We start from the raw sequence: 15054 nt of genomic DNA, 5'->3' as shown, positions 1-15054 counted from the left end.
CCTGAATGCATTGATGTTACTGACGTTAACTGCCACTGTGATTGATCTATCGTGCGAACACGATGTTTGTGTGAACACCACTCTTGTGAAACCATTTTTTTGTGAAAACCATTTTTATAAAAACACTGGAACGCCCTGATGCTAAAGATTTTTAATACGCTGAGTCGCCAAAAAGAGGAATTTAAACCTATCCACGCCGATCAGGTGGGAATGTATGTGTGTGGCATCACCGTTTATGACCTGTGTCATATCGGTCACGGGCGTACTTTCGTGGCGTTTGATGTGGTGGCGCGGTATTTGCGGTATCTGGGATATTCACTGAAATATGTGCGTAATGTCACCGATATTGACGACAAAATTATTAAACGTGCGATCGAAAATGGGGAAACCAGTGACCAACTGACAACCCGCATGATTGCAGAGATGCATGCCGATTTTGATGCCTTGAATATTCTGCGCCCTGATGCCGAACCGCGTGCGACGCACCATATTGCCGACATCATCGAAATGGTGGAAACGTTGATTGCCCGTCGCCACGCCTATGTAGCGAGCAATGGCGATGTGATGTTCTCCGTTGATACCGCCCCAGGCTACGGTGTGCTGTCTCGTCAGGATCTGGATCAGTTGCAAGCTGGTGCGCGCGTTGAAATTACAGAAGTGAAGCGCAACCCGATGGACTTCGTGCTGTGGAAAATGTCCAAACCGGGTGAGCCACACTGGTCTTCTCCGTGGGGAGAAGGGCGCCCCGGCTGGCACATCGAATGCTCTGCTATGAACTGCAAACAACTGGGCGAGCACTTTGATATTCACGGCGGCGGTTCAGATTTGATGTTCCCGCACCACGAAAATGAGATTGCGCAATCCAGCTGTGCGCACGATGGCCCGTATGTGAATTACTGGATGCACTCCGGCATGGTGATGGTTGACCGCGAAAAGATGTCAAAGTCGCTCAACAATTTCTTCACCGTGCGTGACGTGCTGGCGTATTACGACCCAGAAACCGTGCGCTATTTCCTGATGTCAGGCCACTATCGTAGCCAGTTGAACTACAGTGAAGACAATCTCAAACAGGCGCGTGCAGCGTTAGAACGTCTGTATACCGCATTGCGCGGAATGGATCTCAGCGTTGAGGCGCATGGTGGTGACGAGTTTGAAGCACGTTTCCGCGAAGCGATGGACGACGATTTCAACACGCCGGAAGCCTACTCGGTGCTGTTTGATATGGCGCGTGAAGTTAACCGCCTGAAAGCGGAAGACGTACAGGCTGCGAATCAGCTGGCATCGGCCCTGCGTAAACTGTCTGGCGTGCTCGGCCTGCTGGAAAAAGATCCTGAGCAGTTCCTGCAAAATGGTGCGCAGGTGGATGATGACGAAGTGAAAGAAATCGAAGCGTTAATCCAACAGCGTAAAGATGCACGAGCAGCGAAAGACTGGGCGCTGGCTGATCAGGCACGCGATCGGCTGAATGAAATGGGGATCGTGCTGGAAGACGGCCCGCAGGGAACGATCTGGCGCCGTAAATAGCCAATAACCCTTTTTCAGTAAAGACGTTTTCAGCTAATAAAAAGCCCGCAGAATAATCGCGGGCTTTTTTTCGGTATTATCGATGCTGTAAGGATTACTCGGCGACAGTTACCGTCTCGCCGTTGAACTGAACGGTTTGCCCAGCGACGATCTTGCAGCGCTTGCGTGTTTCCGTCTGGCCATCAACGGTCACATCGCCTGCGGCGATAGCCAGTTTAGCCGTCGCGCCGCTTTCGCTCCAGCCCAGCAATTTCAAGAGATCGCACAGTTCAACGTGCGGATGCTTTTCAAGATTAAACGTTGCCATAAATTCCTGCTTATCGGTGTTTGACCTAATATATCCTAAATAATTCGAGTTGCGTGAAGGCGACAACCGCACGAGTCCCCAGGAGCTTACATAAGTAAGTGACTGGGGTGACAAATCTGCCGGGAGCAGATTTGAACGCTGCTTGCAGCGGCCCTTTAGGGCGAGGCCCACGATGGGCCGAGTATTTAAGGGCAGTCAACGTACAAGCAGCTTGAAGTATGACGGGTATCGCCAATTATTCGGCGTGGTCATGATACTCTTCGCACGCCTGTAGCGTGTTTTGAATCAGTGTGGCAACGGTCATCGGGCCGACGCCGCCTGGCACAGGGCTAATGTAAGACGCTCTTTCCTGCGCGGTTTCAAATTCCACATCGCCAACAACTTTGCCGTTTTCCAGACGGTTGATACCCACGTCCAGCACGATTGCGCCCGGTTTAATCCATTCGCCAGGGATAAAGCCCGGTTTACCCACTGCAACAACCAGCAGATCGGCGTTTTCAACATGGTGACGCAGATTTTTGGTGAAACGGTGCGTGACGGTGGTGGTACAGCCTGCCAGCAACAGTTCCAGACTCATCGGACGGCCAACAATATTGGATGCGCCGACCACAACAGCATTTAACCCGAAGGTATCGATATTATAACGTTCCAACAGCGTGATGATGCCACGTGGCGTACAAGCGCGTAGCAATGGCGCACGCTGGCAGAGACGACCCACGTTATAAGGGTGGAAACCATCAACATCTTTATTTGGGGAGATACGTTCGATCACTTTGGTGTTATCAATACCTTCCGGCAGCGGAAGCTGAACCAGTATACCGTCAATCGTCTGATCGGCGTTGAGCTGGTCGATAACGGCTAACAGCTCTGATTCCGTTGTGGTGATGGGTAAATCGTAAGAGCGAGAGATAAAGCCGACTTCTTCACATACCTTGCGCTTGCTGGCGACATAAATCTGTGACGCTGGATTCTCGCCAACCAACACAACAGCCAGACCCGGTGCGCGTTTTCCTTCAGCCAAACGCTGCGTGACTCGTGCGGCAACTTCGTCTTTGACCTGCTGCGCAATCGTTTTACCATCAATAATCTTTGCTGCCATCTGAGATGAGACCCATCAATTGGAATACAGGGGGAGATGGCCGCTATTTTGTCAGAAGCTGGGCGTGCTGTCAGGCATTGCGTGAACATTAATTGTTTCTATATGGCGATTGATCTCGCTACTCGCTGACCTCGAACCGGTTTTTACCACTATTTTTGGCGCGATACAGCGCGGCATCGGCAATATCAATAACGGATGCTGCTGTTGGCGGTGGGGTATCGACGCAGAACACATAGACACCCGCGCTAATGGTGACAATTTTCTCCGAGAACAGCGTCATTTCATGCGAAATTTTTTCCTCGCGCACTAAATCCAGCGCGCGCTGAGCGAGCGTGGTGGCTCCTTGCTTATCGGTATCCGTGATGATGATGGCGAACTCTTCACCGCCATAGCGAGCGACTAAATCTTCTTTACGCTTCGGCATGTTGCTTAGGACGTTACCTATCTTGCGCAGGCAATCATCGCCGGCCACATGTCCATAATGGTCGTTATATTTTTTGAAGGCGTCGACGTCGATCATGATCAGCGCCATACACTGCCGCGTTTTCGCAACCCGCAATAGGGTTTGTTGCAGGAAAATATCAAACTGGCGGCGGTTAGCTAAGCCCGTGAGGCCATCAAACAGCGCTAACGTCTGCAAGGTGTGGTTAACCGATGTGAGTTCATCACGCACGATGGTTAAATCGATCTGATTTTTCAAATTCATACGAATCTGTCTCAGTACGATCAAACCGAGCAGGATAATCGTGAAGAGCAGGGTTAACGTAATAGCACCGTAAACCAGACTGTCCGATTTCCATTTACTAAGAACCAATCCAAGATCGAAACCCGCTGCGATGACGATGGGGTAACGCTTTAATTTTGTGTAGCCATAAATGCGTTCGACATGGTCAAGCGTAGAGACAAACGTTGCCGTTCCGCTTTCCGACTGTTTCAGGTGTTCTGAAAAGAGCGGGCCGCTCGACACATTTCGGTTGATATAAGAATCGTCGTAAGGACGTCCGTACAGAATCCGGCCGTCGGAAAGCAGAATGGCAAGCACGTCCATATTTCCCATGGAGTAGTAGCCATAATACTGTTTGAAATAGTTCAACGAGAGGGTGGCGAGCAGCACACCGTTAAAGCTGCCGTCTGGCTTACTGATACGCATAGAGACGGGAATGATCAGATCGCCGGTAGATCGGCTTTGAATCACACTGCCGATGTGCATGGCCTGACTGACGTTATTCTGGTGATATTTGAAATATTCTCTGTCGGCGTTATTCGCATTGGCCGGTTTTGCTATCCCAGAGTTCACCAACCATTCGCCTTTATCGTCATAAATGAAGATGCCATGCAGCTGTGGCAGTGTTGCCTTACGGCTCCTTAAAATATCGCCTAATCGGTTCAATTGTACGGACGATTGACCATCCTGCTCGATACGCTCTTGTAAATCTTGCAGCAATATGTCGACTTGTAAAAAAGTATCTTCGGCATGGCGTGCCAGTGACAGCGACAGATTTTTGGCGTTTCGCTCTGTGGAATCGATAAGCTGTTGGTGAGAATTGAATACTGCCCATCCGTTCAGTGCCACTACCGCCGTGATGATGAATAGCATAAATATAATCATCAATTTTTGGAGCGGCATTTGATACTGGCTGGCTTTTTCGTGCGTGCTGGCCTTCATCGTCTTTCCCATCCTTAGCCAAAGAAATGACTGATGGTAAGTGTAGACGTTCCTGCCATTTGCGTTGTTATTGATGAGATTTTCTTATGATTTTTTGTTGGGTTTTACATAACTTTCAGTCGATTTTATAAAAAGCAGCATCGTTATCCCTTTGCTTCCATGTGCCATTGATAAAGACGCCAAAATCAAGCGTATTGTCGTGTCTATTCGAAAAGATCATCTAAGATAAATGACGTCCTGTTACATAACGTCATGAAAATTTATTTTCGCGCTAATGATTAAAAACGTCACAAGGTGTAAGTAAATTTTTATTTATCATTAAATACGCTATGTTTAATTGGCGTTTAACCGGCGTTGCTAATGATGAGAGGGTGTTCATGACGTTTCGACTGATGAGTAAGAGGTGCCTTCGTGAGTGATGAGATCATTAATCGTGAGGTAGGAAATAAATTGAAATGCAACCCCTCTTTTCAGATGAGGAAATAAAAAAGATACTGCGGCGAAATAGGTTTTTAGCCATTTATGAAATAAAGAGCTCTTCATGAAAATAGCGATTAGCGGAACGGGATATGTCGGTTTATCGAATGGATTATTATTAGCACAACAGCATCAGGTTGTGGCGTTGGATATTGTGGCAGAAAAAGTGGCGTTGCTGAATCAACGAAAATCGCCGATTAATGACGCTGAGATTGAACGCTTTTTACAACATGAAACGCTGAATTTCTCGGCTACGTTGGATAAGAATGAAGCGTATGCTGATGCGCAGTTTGTGATTATCGCTACGCCGACGGATTACGATCCGCAAACCAACTATTTCAATACCTCATCGGTAGAGGCGGTCATTCGCGACGTATTGGCGATTAATCCGCAGGCGATTATGGTGATCAAATCGACGGTGCCTGTTGGCTTCACCGAGAAAATTAGCCAGCAGCTGGATACAGATAATATCATTTTTTCGCCCGAGTTTTTACGTGAAGGAAAGGCGCTGTATGACAATCTGTATCCATCGCGAATTGTCGTTGGGGAGCGTTCGGAAAGGGCGAGATTCTTCGCTAACTTATTGATGGACTGTGCATTAAAAAAAGATATTCGCGTGCTTTTCACCGACCCGACAGAGGCCGAAGCGATAAAATTATTTGCGAATACCTTCCTGGCAATGCGGGTGGCCTACTTTAATGAGCTGGACAGCTATGCCGAATCGCTGGGGTTGAATACCCGGCAGATTATTGAAGGCGTATGTCTCGATCCCCGCATCGGCGATTACTACAACAATCCTTCTTTCGGCTACGGCGGCTACTGCTTACCGAAAGATACCCGACAGCTTCTGGCCAATTATCGTACTGTTCCGAATAACCTGATCAAGGCTATCGTGGACGCTAACCATACGCGGAAAGACTTTATTGCCGACACGATTATCCGTCGGCACCCTAAAACCGTCGGCGTCCATCGCCTCATCATGAAAGCGGGGTCGGATAATTTTCGCTTTTCCTCCATTCAGGGCATTATGAAAAGAATAAAAGCGAAAGGAATCAATGTAGTGATTTATGAACCGGGGATTGATGATGATAACTTTTTAGATTTCCCAATCGTTCATCAACTCGACAGTTTCAAACGGCAATGTGACATTATTATTACCAACCGTTATGCCGATGAATTAAAAGATGTAATAGGGAAAGTCTATACGCGAGACTTATTCGGTGAGGATTGATTTCTTGTCGTAAATCAATAAATCGACATTTTTATTATATATTGGACTATTCGTAAAAAGTTCACTTTTGCATTGTAATTAACTATGTCTTTTTTGTGGCTTCGCCATTTCGTGTGGCTTATCTATGATTTTATGATTATCGCAATAAATTAAGGTTGGCTTAAGGCTTCATTATTTAGACTACTGAATAATGATTTATCGCCATTATTTATTTTGGGAATACCTTATGACGGATTTTTTGCCTTTTTCCCGCCCGACCATGGGCGACGAGGAAATTGCTGCCGTGGCAGAAGTATTACGTTCTGGCTGGATAACCACGGGGCCGAAATGTCAGCAGTTAGAGCAGGCTTTTTGCCAGCAGTTTGGGTGTCGACAGGCGATTGCGGTTAGCTCCGCGACGGGCGGAATGCACGTTACGCTGATGGCGCTCGGCATTGGCCCCGGTGATGAGGTTATTACGCCGTCCCAGACCTGGGTTTCAACCGTCAATATCATCACGCTATTGGGTGCGGAACCGGTGATGGTGGATGTGGATCGGCATACATTGATGGTGCGATCGCAGGATATTGAAGCCGCCATTACGCCGAAGACCAAAGCGATTATTCCCGTGCATTACGCCGGTGCGCCTGCCGATCTGGATGCGCTGCGCGCACTCAGTGAACGCTATGGCATTCCGCTCATTGAGGATGCGGCGCATGCCGTCGGTACGCAATACCGTGGTGAGTGGATTGGTGCGCGTGGAACTGCCATTTTCTCGTTTCACGCGATTAAAAATATCACCTGTGCGGAAGGTGGCATGGTGGTGACGGATGACGAAGCACTCGCCGAGCGTATACGCAGTCTGAAATTTCACGGGCTGGGTGTGGATGCGTTTGACCGGCAGTTACAGGGGCGCAAGCCGCAGGCCGAAGTGGTGGCACCGGGGTTTAAATACAATCTGGCGGATATCAATGCGGCTATTGCGCTGGTCCAACTGAATAAACTCCCAGCGATCAACGCCCGCCGTCAGCAGCTTGCCGCGCGTTATCTCACGCAGTTGCACTCGCTGCAGCTCCAGCCGCTGGCGGTTCCTGATTATCCCCATCTGCACGCCTGGCATCTGTTTATGGTGCGTGTGGACGAAACGCAGTGCGGTATTTCACGTGATGATCTGATGGCGGCACTGCAAACACACGGCATTGGCACCGGACTGCATTTCAGAGCGGTGCATACGCAGAAATATTACCGTGAACGCTACCCTCATTTGCACCTGCCGGAAACGGAGTGGAATTCGGCGTCGCTTATGACGTTGCCACTGTTCCCCGATATGCAAGACAGCGATGTCGATCGCGTCGTCGCGGCGTTAACCTCGATTCTGGAGTCTGTTCGTGATTGATGACATAAAAAATGTTTCTGTTGTGATTCCCGTTTATAACGAAGAAGAGAGCCTGCCAGTGCTGATTGAACGCACGTTGGCGGCCTGTCGGAAGATCGGTAAACCCTGGGAAATTATTCTGGTTGATGACGGTAGCAGCGATCGCTCTGCGGAACTGCTGACCGAGGCGGCGAGCGACCCGGACAGCCACATCATTGCCGTGCTGCTGAACCGCAACTATGGTCAACACTCGGCCATCATGGCAGGGTTTCAGCAGGCGGTGGGTGACGTAGTGATTACGCTTGATGCAGATTTGCAGAACCCGCCGGAGGAAATCCCACGGCTGGTTGAATACGCGTCTCAAGGGTATGACGTGGTTGGCACCGTGCGGGCCAATCGGCAGGATTCGCTGTTCCGCAAACTGGCCTCGAAAACCATCAATATGATGATTCGTCGCTCGACTGGGAAATCCATGGCGGATTACGGCTGTATGTTGCGCGCCTACCGTCGCCACATTGTCAGCGCGATGCTGCGCTGTCACGAGCGCAGCACCTTTATTCCTATCCTTGCCAACACGTTCGCACGAAAAACTATTGAGATCGACGTGTTGCACGCCGAGCGGGAGTTTGGCACGTCCAAATACAGTTTTCTAAAGTTAATTAACCTGATGTACGACCTGCTGACCTGCCTGACGACAACGCCGCTACGCATACTCAGCCTGATTGGCAGCGTCGTCGCGCTGTCGGGCTTCCTGCTGGCACTGCTGTTGATCGGACTGCGTCTGTTCTTAGGGGCGGAATGGGCGGCAGAGGGCGTGTTCACGCTGTTTGCCGTGTTGTTCATGTTCATCGGTGCGCAGTTCATCGGGATGGGGCTATTGGGCGAATACATTGGTCGTATCTATACCGATGTGCGTGCCCGGCCACGCTATTTTGTGCAAAAGACAGTGAGTGCGGCAACGCCACTAACCACCAGTTTACGGGATGAAGAAGAATGAAAGCGATCGTATTTGCCTACCATGATATCGGTTGTGTGGGTCTTGAAGCGTTGGCGTTAGCGGGCTATGAGATTCAGGCGGTCTTCACACACAGCGATGCACTGGGAGAAAACCACTTCTATGCGTCGGTGGCGAAAACGGCTGCCGGGATGGATGTGCCCGTGTTTGCACCGGAAGACATTAACCATCCGCTCTGGGTGAACCGGATTCGAGAGTTGGCACCGGATGTTATTTTTTCCTTCTATTACCGCACATTATTAAGCGATGACATTCTTCAGTTACCGTCGTTTGGCGCATTTAATCTGCACGGCTCACTGTTGCCGCGCTACCGTGGGCGAGCTCCCGTTAACTGGGTGCTGGTGAACGGAGAAACGCAAACGGGCGTTACGCTGCACAAGATGGTTTCCCGTGCTGATGCGGGTGATATCGTCGCGCAGTCTGTGGTGGCGATTGACGATGAAGATACCGCGCTGACGCTGCATGGCAAATGTCGTACCGCCGCAGCCACTTTGCTGGCGCAGCAGTTACCGCTGATTCGCTCGCGTGAGATTGCGCTGACGCCACAGGATGACAGCCAGGCCAGCTATTTCGGTCGTCGCACGGCCGCAGATGGTCTGATCGACTGGCAAAAAAGCGCCCATGAGATCAACAACCTGATTCGCGCGGTGACGGAACCCTATCCGGGGGCGTTTACGTTTCTCGGCGAGCGCAAGGTGATTATCTGGCGCGCCCGTGTGGTTAAAAACAACCGTGTGAACGTTAATCATCCACATGGCGGTGATGCGGGCTTGATTATTTCGACCTCGCCGCTGGTGGTGTCCTGTGGTGAAGACGCGCTTGAGATCGTCAGCGGGCAGAGTGAAACCGGGCTGTATATGTCGGGTAGTAGACTGGCGGCGGAAATGGGCATGGTGCCACAGGCGCGGCTGGGTAACCTCGCCAGCCGTGTGCAACGACGCCGCACGCGTGTGCTGATCCTCGGTGTGAACGGTTTTATCGGTAACCACCTGACCGAGCGCCTGCTGCGCGACGATCGCTATGAGATCTACGGGCTGGACATCAGCTCTGATGCCATCGCGCGTTTTCTTGGCGATCCGCGTTTCCATTTTGTGGAAGGTGATATCAGCATTCATAACGAATGGATCGAATACCACATCAAGAAATGCGATGTCATTCTGCCGCTGGTAGCGATTGCAACGCCGATCGAATACACCCGTAACCCGCTGCGCGTATTCGAGCTGGATTTCGAAGAGAATCTGAAAATTGTGCGCGACTGCGTACGCTACAACAAACGCATCGTTTTCCCGTCCACCTCAGAAGTGTACGGCATGTGTGATGACAAAGAGTTTGATGAAGACACCTCACGCTTGATTGTCGGGCCGATCAACAAGCAGCGCTGGATCTACTCCGTATCCAAGCAACTGCTGGATCGGGTGATCTGGGCGTACGGCGCGAAAAACGGCCTGCGCTTCACGCTGTTCCGTCCGTTTAACTGGATGGGGCCACGTCTGGACACGCTGGACGCCGCGCGGATCGGCAGCTCGCGTGCCATTACTCAACTGATCCTCAATCTGGTGGAAGGATCGCCGATCAAGCTGGTGGACGGCGGGGCGCAGAAACGCTGCTTTACCGATATTCACGACGGCATTGAAGCGCTATTTCGCGTTATCGAAAATCGCAACGGTCAGTGTGACGGGCAGATTATCAATATCGGCAATCCGCATAATGAAGCCAGTATCCGCGAACTGGGCGAAATGCTGCTCACCAGCTTTAATGATCACCCGTTACGTGATCGTTTCCCGCCGTTTGCCGGATTTATTGACGTGGAAAGCAGCAGCTATTACGGCAAAGGCTATCAGGATGTGGCGCACCGCACGCCGAGCATTCGCAACGCCAAACGGCTGCTGGAATGGGAACCGACGGTGAAGATGGAGCAAACCGTCGCGGAAACGTTGGACTATTTTCTGCGTACCGTTGACGTCCCGCACACCGCTGATGCCACGGATGCGCAGGGATGACGCGTGTTGGCCTGCGAATTGATGTCGATACCTGGCGCGGTACGCGGGACGGCGTACCCGCGCTGCTGAAGGTGCTGGCTGAGTTTGATATCCAGGCGAGTTTCTTTTTTAGCGTCGGGCCGGACAACATGGGACGTCACCTGTGGCGTCTGCTGCGCCCACGTTTCTTATGGAAGATGCTGCGCTCCAACGCAGCCTCGCTCTACGGCTGGGATATCTTGCTGGCTGGCACAGCGTGGCCGGGGCGTCATATTGGCGCACGGTTTGGCTCGTTAATCCGCCAGGCGCATGACACTGGGCATGAAGTGGGGTTACATGCCTGGGATCATCATGGCTGGCAGGCGAATGTCGCTCGTTGGTCGGATGCGCAGCTGGCAGCGCAGTTCCATGAAGGCATGGATGCGCTAACGCAGATTCTGCCATCGCCAGTGCGCTGCTCCGCCGTAGCGGGCTGGCGAGCCGATGCACGCGTCGTTGAAATGAAGCAGCGCTGGAATTTGGACTATAACAGTGACTGTCGCGGCACCCAGCCTTTTCGGCCACGACTGAAAAATGGGGGGCTTGGCACGACGCAGATCCCCGTAACGCTGCCGACCTATGACGAGGTTATTGGTGAGCGCGTGAGTGACGGCGAATTCAACGACTTTATTCTCGATGCAATCGAGCAGGATCGGGGCGTGCCGGTGTATACCATTCACGCAGAGGTTGAAGGAGGCGCGAAATTGGCGCTGTTCCGTCAGTTACTGCTTCTTGCCCGTCAGCGGCACATCGAATTTTGTCCACTTTCCTCGTTACTGCCTGATGATTCGACTACGTTGCCCGTCGGGCGGATTGAACGCGCGCCGTTTCCCGGACGGGAAGGGTGGCTTGGCGTGCAAACGGAAGAATAAATAAAGCAGGAGACAGCATGGAAAAAAGCATGATCAAGCTGAAAAGTACTGTGATAGTGGTGTTGTTTGCTTTGCTCTACCTGCTGCCGCTTAACGGTCGCTGGCTGTGGTCGCCAGATGAAACCCGCTATGCCGAAATCAGCCGTGAGATGCTTCAGCGCGGTGATTGGATTGTGCCGCATTTGCTGGATATTCGCTATTTTGAGAAACCTGTCGCGGGCTACTGGCTGAATAACATGAGTCAGTGGTTACTAGGTCATACCAATTTTGCCGTGCGCTTTGCCTCGGTGTTTTCTACCGCGCTGAGTGCGTTGCTGGTATTTTGGCTAGCGATGATGCTGTGGAAAAACCAGCGCACGGCGCTGCTGGCGGCGGCGATCTATCTTACGTCACTCCTTGTTTATGGCATTGGTACTTACAGTGTGCTCGATCCGATGGTGACGCTCTGGATGACAGCGGCGCTGTTCAGCCACGCGATGATTCTACGGGCAAAACTGACGCGTGAACGGCTAGTGGCCTGGGGGCTGATGGGGCTAGCCTGCGGTATGGGGTTCATGACCAAAGGCTTTCTGGCGCTGGCGTTGCCGGTGATCAGCGTGCTGCCCGTGGCGCTGGCGCAAAAGCGTATCAAGGAGCTGCTGCTGTTCGGGCCGTTGGCGATTGTTGTCGCGGTGCTGCTGAGTGCGCCGTGGGCGCTGGCGGTGCACGCACGAGAAGCTGATTACTGGCATTACTTTTTTTGGATTGAGCATATCCAGCGTTTTGCTGAAGACGATGCGCAGCATAAGGCACCGTTCTGGTATTACTTACCGTTTCTGATTGTGGGGACATTCCCCTGGCTGGCGCTGTTGCCGGGCGCGTTACGTAGCGGTTGGACCGAACGGAAAGTGAACCCAGAGCGGTTCTTCTTGCTGTGTTGGATGGTGATGCCGCTGCTGTTTTTCAGCATCGCCAAAGGCAAGCTGCTGACCTACATTCTGCCGTGCTTTGCACCACTGGCGCTGCTGATGGCGGCGTGGGTTTCTGGGCTGGCCCCCGTAGTGCGCGAGCGCCTATTGCGCATCAATAGCTGGCTCAATATTGCTTTTGGCGGCGTGTTGGGGCTTGCGGTTGCCTCGCTTGGCCTTGGCATCGTCGTGCCGCATTTCTATCAACCGGGAGAAGGCCTTACCATCATATCGGGAATCGTCTGCTTTATCGGTTGGATAGCCTTTGCTGCTGTTAGCTTGAGGAAACAGCAGACGTGGGGCTATCTGGTGGCGGGCTGTCCGCTCTTTCTGGCACTGCTCGTTGGCGGGAGTATTCCGGCGAGTGTGGTTGATTCCAAGAATCCCCAAACCTTTATTCGTAGCCACCAGCCGTTGCTTGAAGATAGCCGCTATGTGCTTAGCGACGAAGTGGGGCTGGCTGCCGGACTGGCGTGGGAACTGAAGCGCAGTGATATCACCTTATTTAAGGCGCGTGGCGAACTGAACTATGGGCTGGACTATGCTGATGCTGCCGATCGCTTTGTGGATGAGGGCGCTTTCCCCGCTTGGCTTGCCGATAAACGACGTAGCGGGAATGTTGCGCTGGTGCTGAAAACCGACAGAGACAGTGATGACGAATATCGTAATCTGCCCGCCCCTAATCAGTTGAGAAAATCGCACCGCTATGTGCTGCTGTTTTATAAGCAGGTCGTGCCATGAGTTATCTATTGGTTGCCATCGTCTGTCTGCTGACCAGCTTAGGGCAACTGTGCCAGAAACAGGCGGCAGAATGCTGGCGGCGTTTGCCCGTGGCTCAGCGTCAACGGGTGACGTTCGGGTGGCTGATGTTGGCGGCATTGCTGCTGGGTATTGGGCTGCTGCTGTGGCTTTTGGTTTTGCAACATCTCCCGCTCGGCGTGGCGTACCCGTTGCTGAGCATCAATTTTGTTCTGGTCACGCTGCTGGCGCACTATGGGTTTGGCGAACGCGTGGATAGGCATCACTGGTGGGGCATTGCGCTGATTGTCATCGGTATCTATCTGATGCAGGGGGAGTGATGACGAACAAGGGATATTTTTGGGTCGTTGCCAGCCTCGTATTGGCTAGTGCCGCCCAGGTATTAATGAAAAGCGGGATGCTGGCGCTGCCGAGCATTTCCATGACGCACTGGCCATCGCTCAGCACGCTGATGGCTGGCTGGCCGGTTGTCGCGGTGCTGGTCGGGATTATCTGCTACGGCCTGTCGATGGTGTGCTGGTTCATGGTGCTACGCTATTTACCGCTAAGCCGTGCCTACCCGCTGATTAGTCTGAGCTATGCGGTGGTCTATCTTGCCGCGGTTTTTCTGCCGTGGCTGAATGAACCGATGAGCCTGCGTAAAAACCTCGGCGTTCTGATTATTCTTCTCGGGGTTTGGCTGGTTAGCCGCGACGCACAGGCGACGAAGTAAACCGCCTGTGCTTGCTGTCTGAGAGGGATATTATTGACTGAAAACGTGTGCGGCACCGTTCACGCTTAGGCTAACTTGTTGGCCGACGGTGAAAGCGGCGTGACTGACAGTTTTAAGTTCAATGACATCGGCTTCTGCGTTGTGGATGCATAGCGTCAGTGTAGAGACGAAGCCGGAAAACTCGACGTTGCGGATAGTGGCACGCATAGGTGCCGTGCTCGTTATCTCGGTATCCTGAATCGTTATTTGCTCTGGCCTAAGCATGATTCTTGCCCGACCATTTACCGTTGGGCGATCCACGGCGATGCGCCCAAGCAGGCAGTCAGCCTGACCACCGTCGATCTGCGCATTGAGAATCAGCGTTTCACCGAGGAAAGTGGCAATGTCTTCACTGTTGGGCTGGTGGTAGAGCGCCCAAGGGGAACCCGATTGCGACAGTTGACCCTCACGCATGACGACCACTCGATCGGCAAAAGACAGCGCTTCCCCCTGATCGTGGGTCACCAGAATCGAAGCCACGTTAGCCTGCTGCAATACGTCCATTACCGCCTTACGGGTGGCGGCACGCAGTCCGGTGTCCAGCGCGGAAAACGGTTCATCCAGCAGCATCAACGCAGGGCGCTGCGCCAGCGCGCGAGCCAGTGCGACACGCTGCTGCTGACCGCCGGAAATTTCATGCGGTGAGTGCTTCTGTAAATGTGCGGGAAGGGAAACCAGCGCCATCAGCTCATCCACCCGTTTTTGTTTCTCCGCCTTCGTGCCTTTTAGCCCAAAAGCAATGTTGTCCGCGATGCAGAGATGTGGAAACAGCGCGCCATCCTGTGGGACATAGCCGATTCCGCGCTGATGGGCGGGGACGGAAAGCCCGTTATCGCAGAGCGTTTGGCCGTTTAGCGTAATGACGCCGGTATCCGGTGTTTCAAACCCAGCGATGAGGCGCAGCAGGGTGGTTTTCCCTGAGCCGGATGGGCCGACAATCGCTGTGCGACGGCTGTTTTCTAACGTTAAACGAATGTCAGACAGCACGGTGCGCCCGTTAAAGCTTTTACTGACGCGATGAAGTTCCAACATGA

The 15054-nt window shown here is 52.3% G+C and carries 13 protein-coding genes; 9 read left to right on the top strand and 4 right to left on the bottom strand.

What is annotated here, in order from left to right; translation table 11 throughout:
- The first annotated feature begins 138 nt into the window (after positions 1-138).
- Complete coding sequence (gene cysS, locus A0G03_RS10195) at positions 139-1524, top strand: cysteine--tRNA ligase (protein WP_048261324.1); 1386 nt, start codon at positions 139-141, stop codon at positions 1522-1524.
- A gap of 94 nt (positions 1525-1618) precedes the next feature.
- On the opposite strand, the gene ybcJ is transcribed toward cysS, so the two are convergent.
- The 3 genes from ybcJ to A0G03_RS10175 all read right to left on the bottom strand — a co-directional run bounded on the left by ybcJ (position 1619) and on the right by A0G03_RS10175 (position 4596).
- Positions 1619-1831 carry a ribosome-associated protein YbcJ gene (gene ybcJ, locus A0G03_RS10190; RefSeq protein WP_011094673.1) on the bottom strand — a complete coding sequence of 71 codons (213 nt, stop codon included), beginning with the start codon at positions 1829-1831 and terminating at the stop codon, positions 1619-1621.
- A 235-nt stretch (positions 1832-2066) separates the two neighbouring features.
- Positions 2067-2930 carry a bifunctional methylenetetrahydrofolate dehydrogenase/methenyltetrahydrofolate cyclohydrolase FolD gene (folD, locus tag A0G03_RS10180; RefSeq protein ID WP_048261321.1) on the bottom strand — a complete coding sequence of 288 codons (864 nt, stop codon included), beginning with the start codon at positions 2928-2930 and terminating at the stop codon, positions 2067-2069.
- Between the two features lie 118 nt (positions 2931-3048).
- Complete coding sequence (locus A0G03_RS10175; RefSeq protein WP_048261319.1) at positions 3049-4596, bottom strand: sensor domain-containing diguanylate cyclase; 1548 nt, start codon at positions 4594-4596, stop codon at positions 3049-3051.
- Between the two features lie 541 nt (positions 4597-5137).
- Here A0G03_RS10175 and A0G03_RS10170 point away from each other — a divergent pair.
- The 8 genes from A0G03_RS10170 to arnF all read left to right on the top strand — a co-directional run bounded on the left by A0G03_RS10170 (position 5138) and on the right by arnF (position 13981).
- On the top strand, positions 5138-6304 hold the full coding sequence (locus A0G03_RS10170) for a nucleotide sugar dehydrogenase (protein WP_048261317.1): 1167 nt from the start codon (positions 5138-5140) through the stop codon (positions 6302-6304).
- Positions 6305-6530: 226 nt separating this feature from the next.
- Positions 6531-7679, top strand: a complete 1149-nt coding sequence (gene arnB, locus A0G03_RS10165) for a UDP-4-amino-4-deoxy-L-arabinose aminotransferase (protein ID WP_048261315.1) — start codon at positions 6531-6533, stop codon at positions 7677-7679.
- Positions 7672-8655 carry an undecaprenyl-phosphate 4-deoxy-4-formamido-L-arabinose transferase gene (gene arnC / locus A0G03_RS10160; RefSeq protein WP_015729905.1) on the top strand — a complete coding sequence of 328 codons (984 nt, stop codon included), beginning with the start codon at positions 7672-7674 and terminating at the stop codon, positions 8653-8655. The genes arnB and arnC overlap by 8 nt, the downstream gene beginning before the upstream one ends.
- Positions 8652-10673 carry a bifunctional UDP-4-amino-4-deoxy-L-arabinose formyltransferase/UDP-glucuronic acid oxidase ArnA gene (arnA, locus tag A0G03_RS10155; RefSeq protein WP_048261312.1) on the top strand — a complete coding sequence of 674 codons (2022 nt, stop codon included), beginning with the start codon at positions 8652-8654 and terminating at the stop codon, positions 10671-10673. Before arnC ends, arnA begins: the two co-directional genes overlap by 4 nt.
- Positions 10670-11563 (top strand): 4-deoxy-4-formamido-L-arabinose-phosphoundecaprenol deformylase, encoded by an 894-nt coding sequence (arnD, locus tag A0G03_RS10150; protein ID WP_048261309.1) that lies wholly within the window; start codon positions 10670-10672, stop codon positions 11561-11563. Before arnA ends, arnD begins: the two co-directional genes overlap by 4 nt.
- Positions 11564-11580: 17 nt before the next feature.
- Positions 11581-13251 carry a lipid IV(A) 4-amino-4-deoxy-L-arabinosyltransferase gene (gene arnT, locus A0G03_RS10145; RefSeq protein WP_048261307.1) on the top strand — a complete coding sequence of 557 codons (1671 nt, stop codon included), beginning with the start codon at positions 11581-11583 and terminating at the stop codon, positions 13249-13251.
- Entirely contained in the window at positions 13248-13589 is a 342-nt protein-coding gene (arnE, locus tag A0G03_RS10140) for a 4-amino-4-deoxy-L-arabinose-phosphoundecaprenol flippase subunit ArnE (protein WP_011094664.1), read from the top strand. The genes arnT and arnE overlap by 4 nt, the downstream gene beginning before the upstream one ends.
- On the top strand, positions 13589-13981 hold the full coding sequence (gene arnF / locus A0G03_RS10135) for a 4-amino-4-deoxy-L-arabinose-phosphoundecaprenol flippase subunit ArnF (protein ID WP_011094663.1): 393 nt from the start codon (positions 13589-13591) through the stop codon (positions 13979-13981). Before arnE ends, arnF begins: the two co-directional genes overlap by 1 nt.
- Positions 13982-14011: 30 nt before the next feature.
- Here the strand turns inward: arnF and A0G03_RS10130 are convergent, their stop codons facing one another.
- Positions 14012-15052: an ABC transporter ATP-binding protein gene (locus A0G03_RS10130; RefSeq protein WP_048261304.1), complete on the bottom strand. Its 1041-nt coding sequence runs from the start codon at positions 15050-15052 to the stop codon at positions 14012-14014.
- Between the last annotated feature and the right edge of the window lie 2 nt (positions 15053-15054).

Origin of the sequence: Pectobacterium peruviense, from assembly GCF_002847345.1 — a bacterium.
GTDB classification, from domain to species: domain Bacteria; phylum Pseudomonadota; class Gammaproteobacteria; order Enterobacterales; family Enterobacteriaceae; genus Pectobacterium; species Pectobacterium peruviense.
Note: the sequence above shows the minus strand (reverse complement) of the source record. Positions and strands in the feature narration are given on the sequence as shown.

Bases quoted from the DNA above. Each gene is read 5' to 3' on its own strand.
- A0G03_RS10170 (WP_048261317.1), top strand. From the start codon at position 5,138: ATGAAAATAGCGATTAGCGGAACGGGATATGTCGGTTTATCGAATGGA.
- arnE (WP_011094664.1), top strand. From the start codon at position 13,248: ATGAGTTATCTATTGGTTGCCATCGTCTGTCTGCTGACCAGCTTAGGG.
- arnD (WP_048261309.1), top strand. From the start codon at position 10,670: ATGACGCGTGTTGGCCTGCGAATTGATGTCGATACCTGGCGCGGTACG.
- arnB (WP_048261315.1), top strand. From the start codon at position 6,531: ATGACGGATTTTTTGCCTTTTTCCCGCCCGACCATGGGCGACGAGGAA.
- arnA (WP_048261312.1), top strand. From the start codon at position 8,652: ATGAAAGCGATCGTATTTGCCTACCATGATATCGGTTGTGTGGGTCTT.
- arnF (WP_011094663.1), top strand. From the start codon at position 13,589: ATGACGAACAAGGGATATTTTTGGGTCGTTGCCAGCCTCGTATTGGCT.
- folD (WP_048261321.1), bottom strand. From the start codon at position 2,930: ATGGCAGCAAAGATTATTGATGGTAAAACGATTGCGCAGCAGGTCAAA.
- A0G03_RS10130 (WP_048261304.1), bottom strand. From the start codon at position 15,052: ATGTTGGAACTTCATCGCGTCAGTAAAAGCTTTAACGGGCGCACCGTG.
- cysS (WP_048261324.1), top strand. From the start codon at position 139: ATGCTAAAGATTTTTAATACGCTGAGTCGCCAAAAAGAGGAATTTAAA.
- arnT (WP_048261307.1), top strand. From the start codon at position 11,581: ATGGAAAAAAGCATGATCAAGCTGAAAAGTACTGTGATAGTGGTGTTG.
- A0G03_RS10175 (WP_048261319.1), bottom strand. From the start codon at position 4,596: ATGAAGGCCAGCACGCACGAAAAAGCCAGCCAGTATCAAATGCCGCTC.
- ybcJ (WP_011094673.1), bottom strand. From the start codon at position 1,831: ATGGCAACGTTTAATCTTGAAAAGCATCCGCACGTTGAACTGTGCGAT.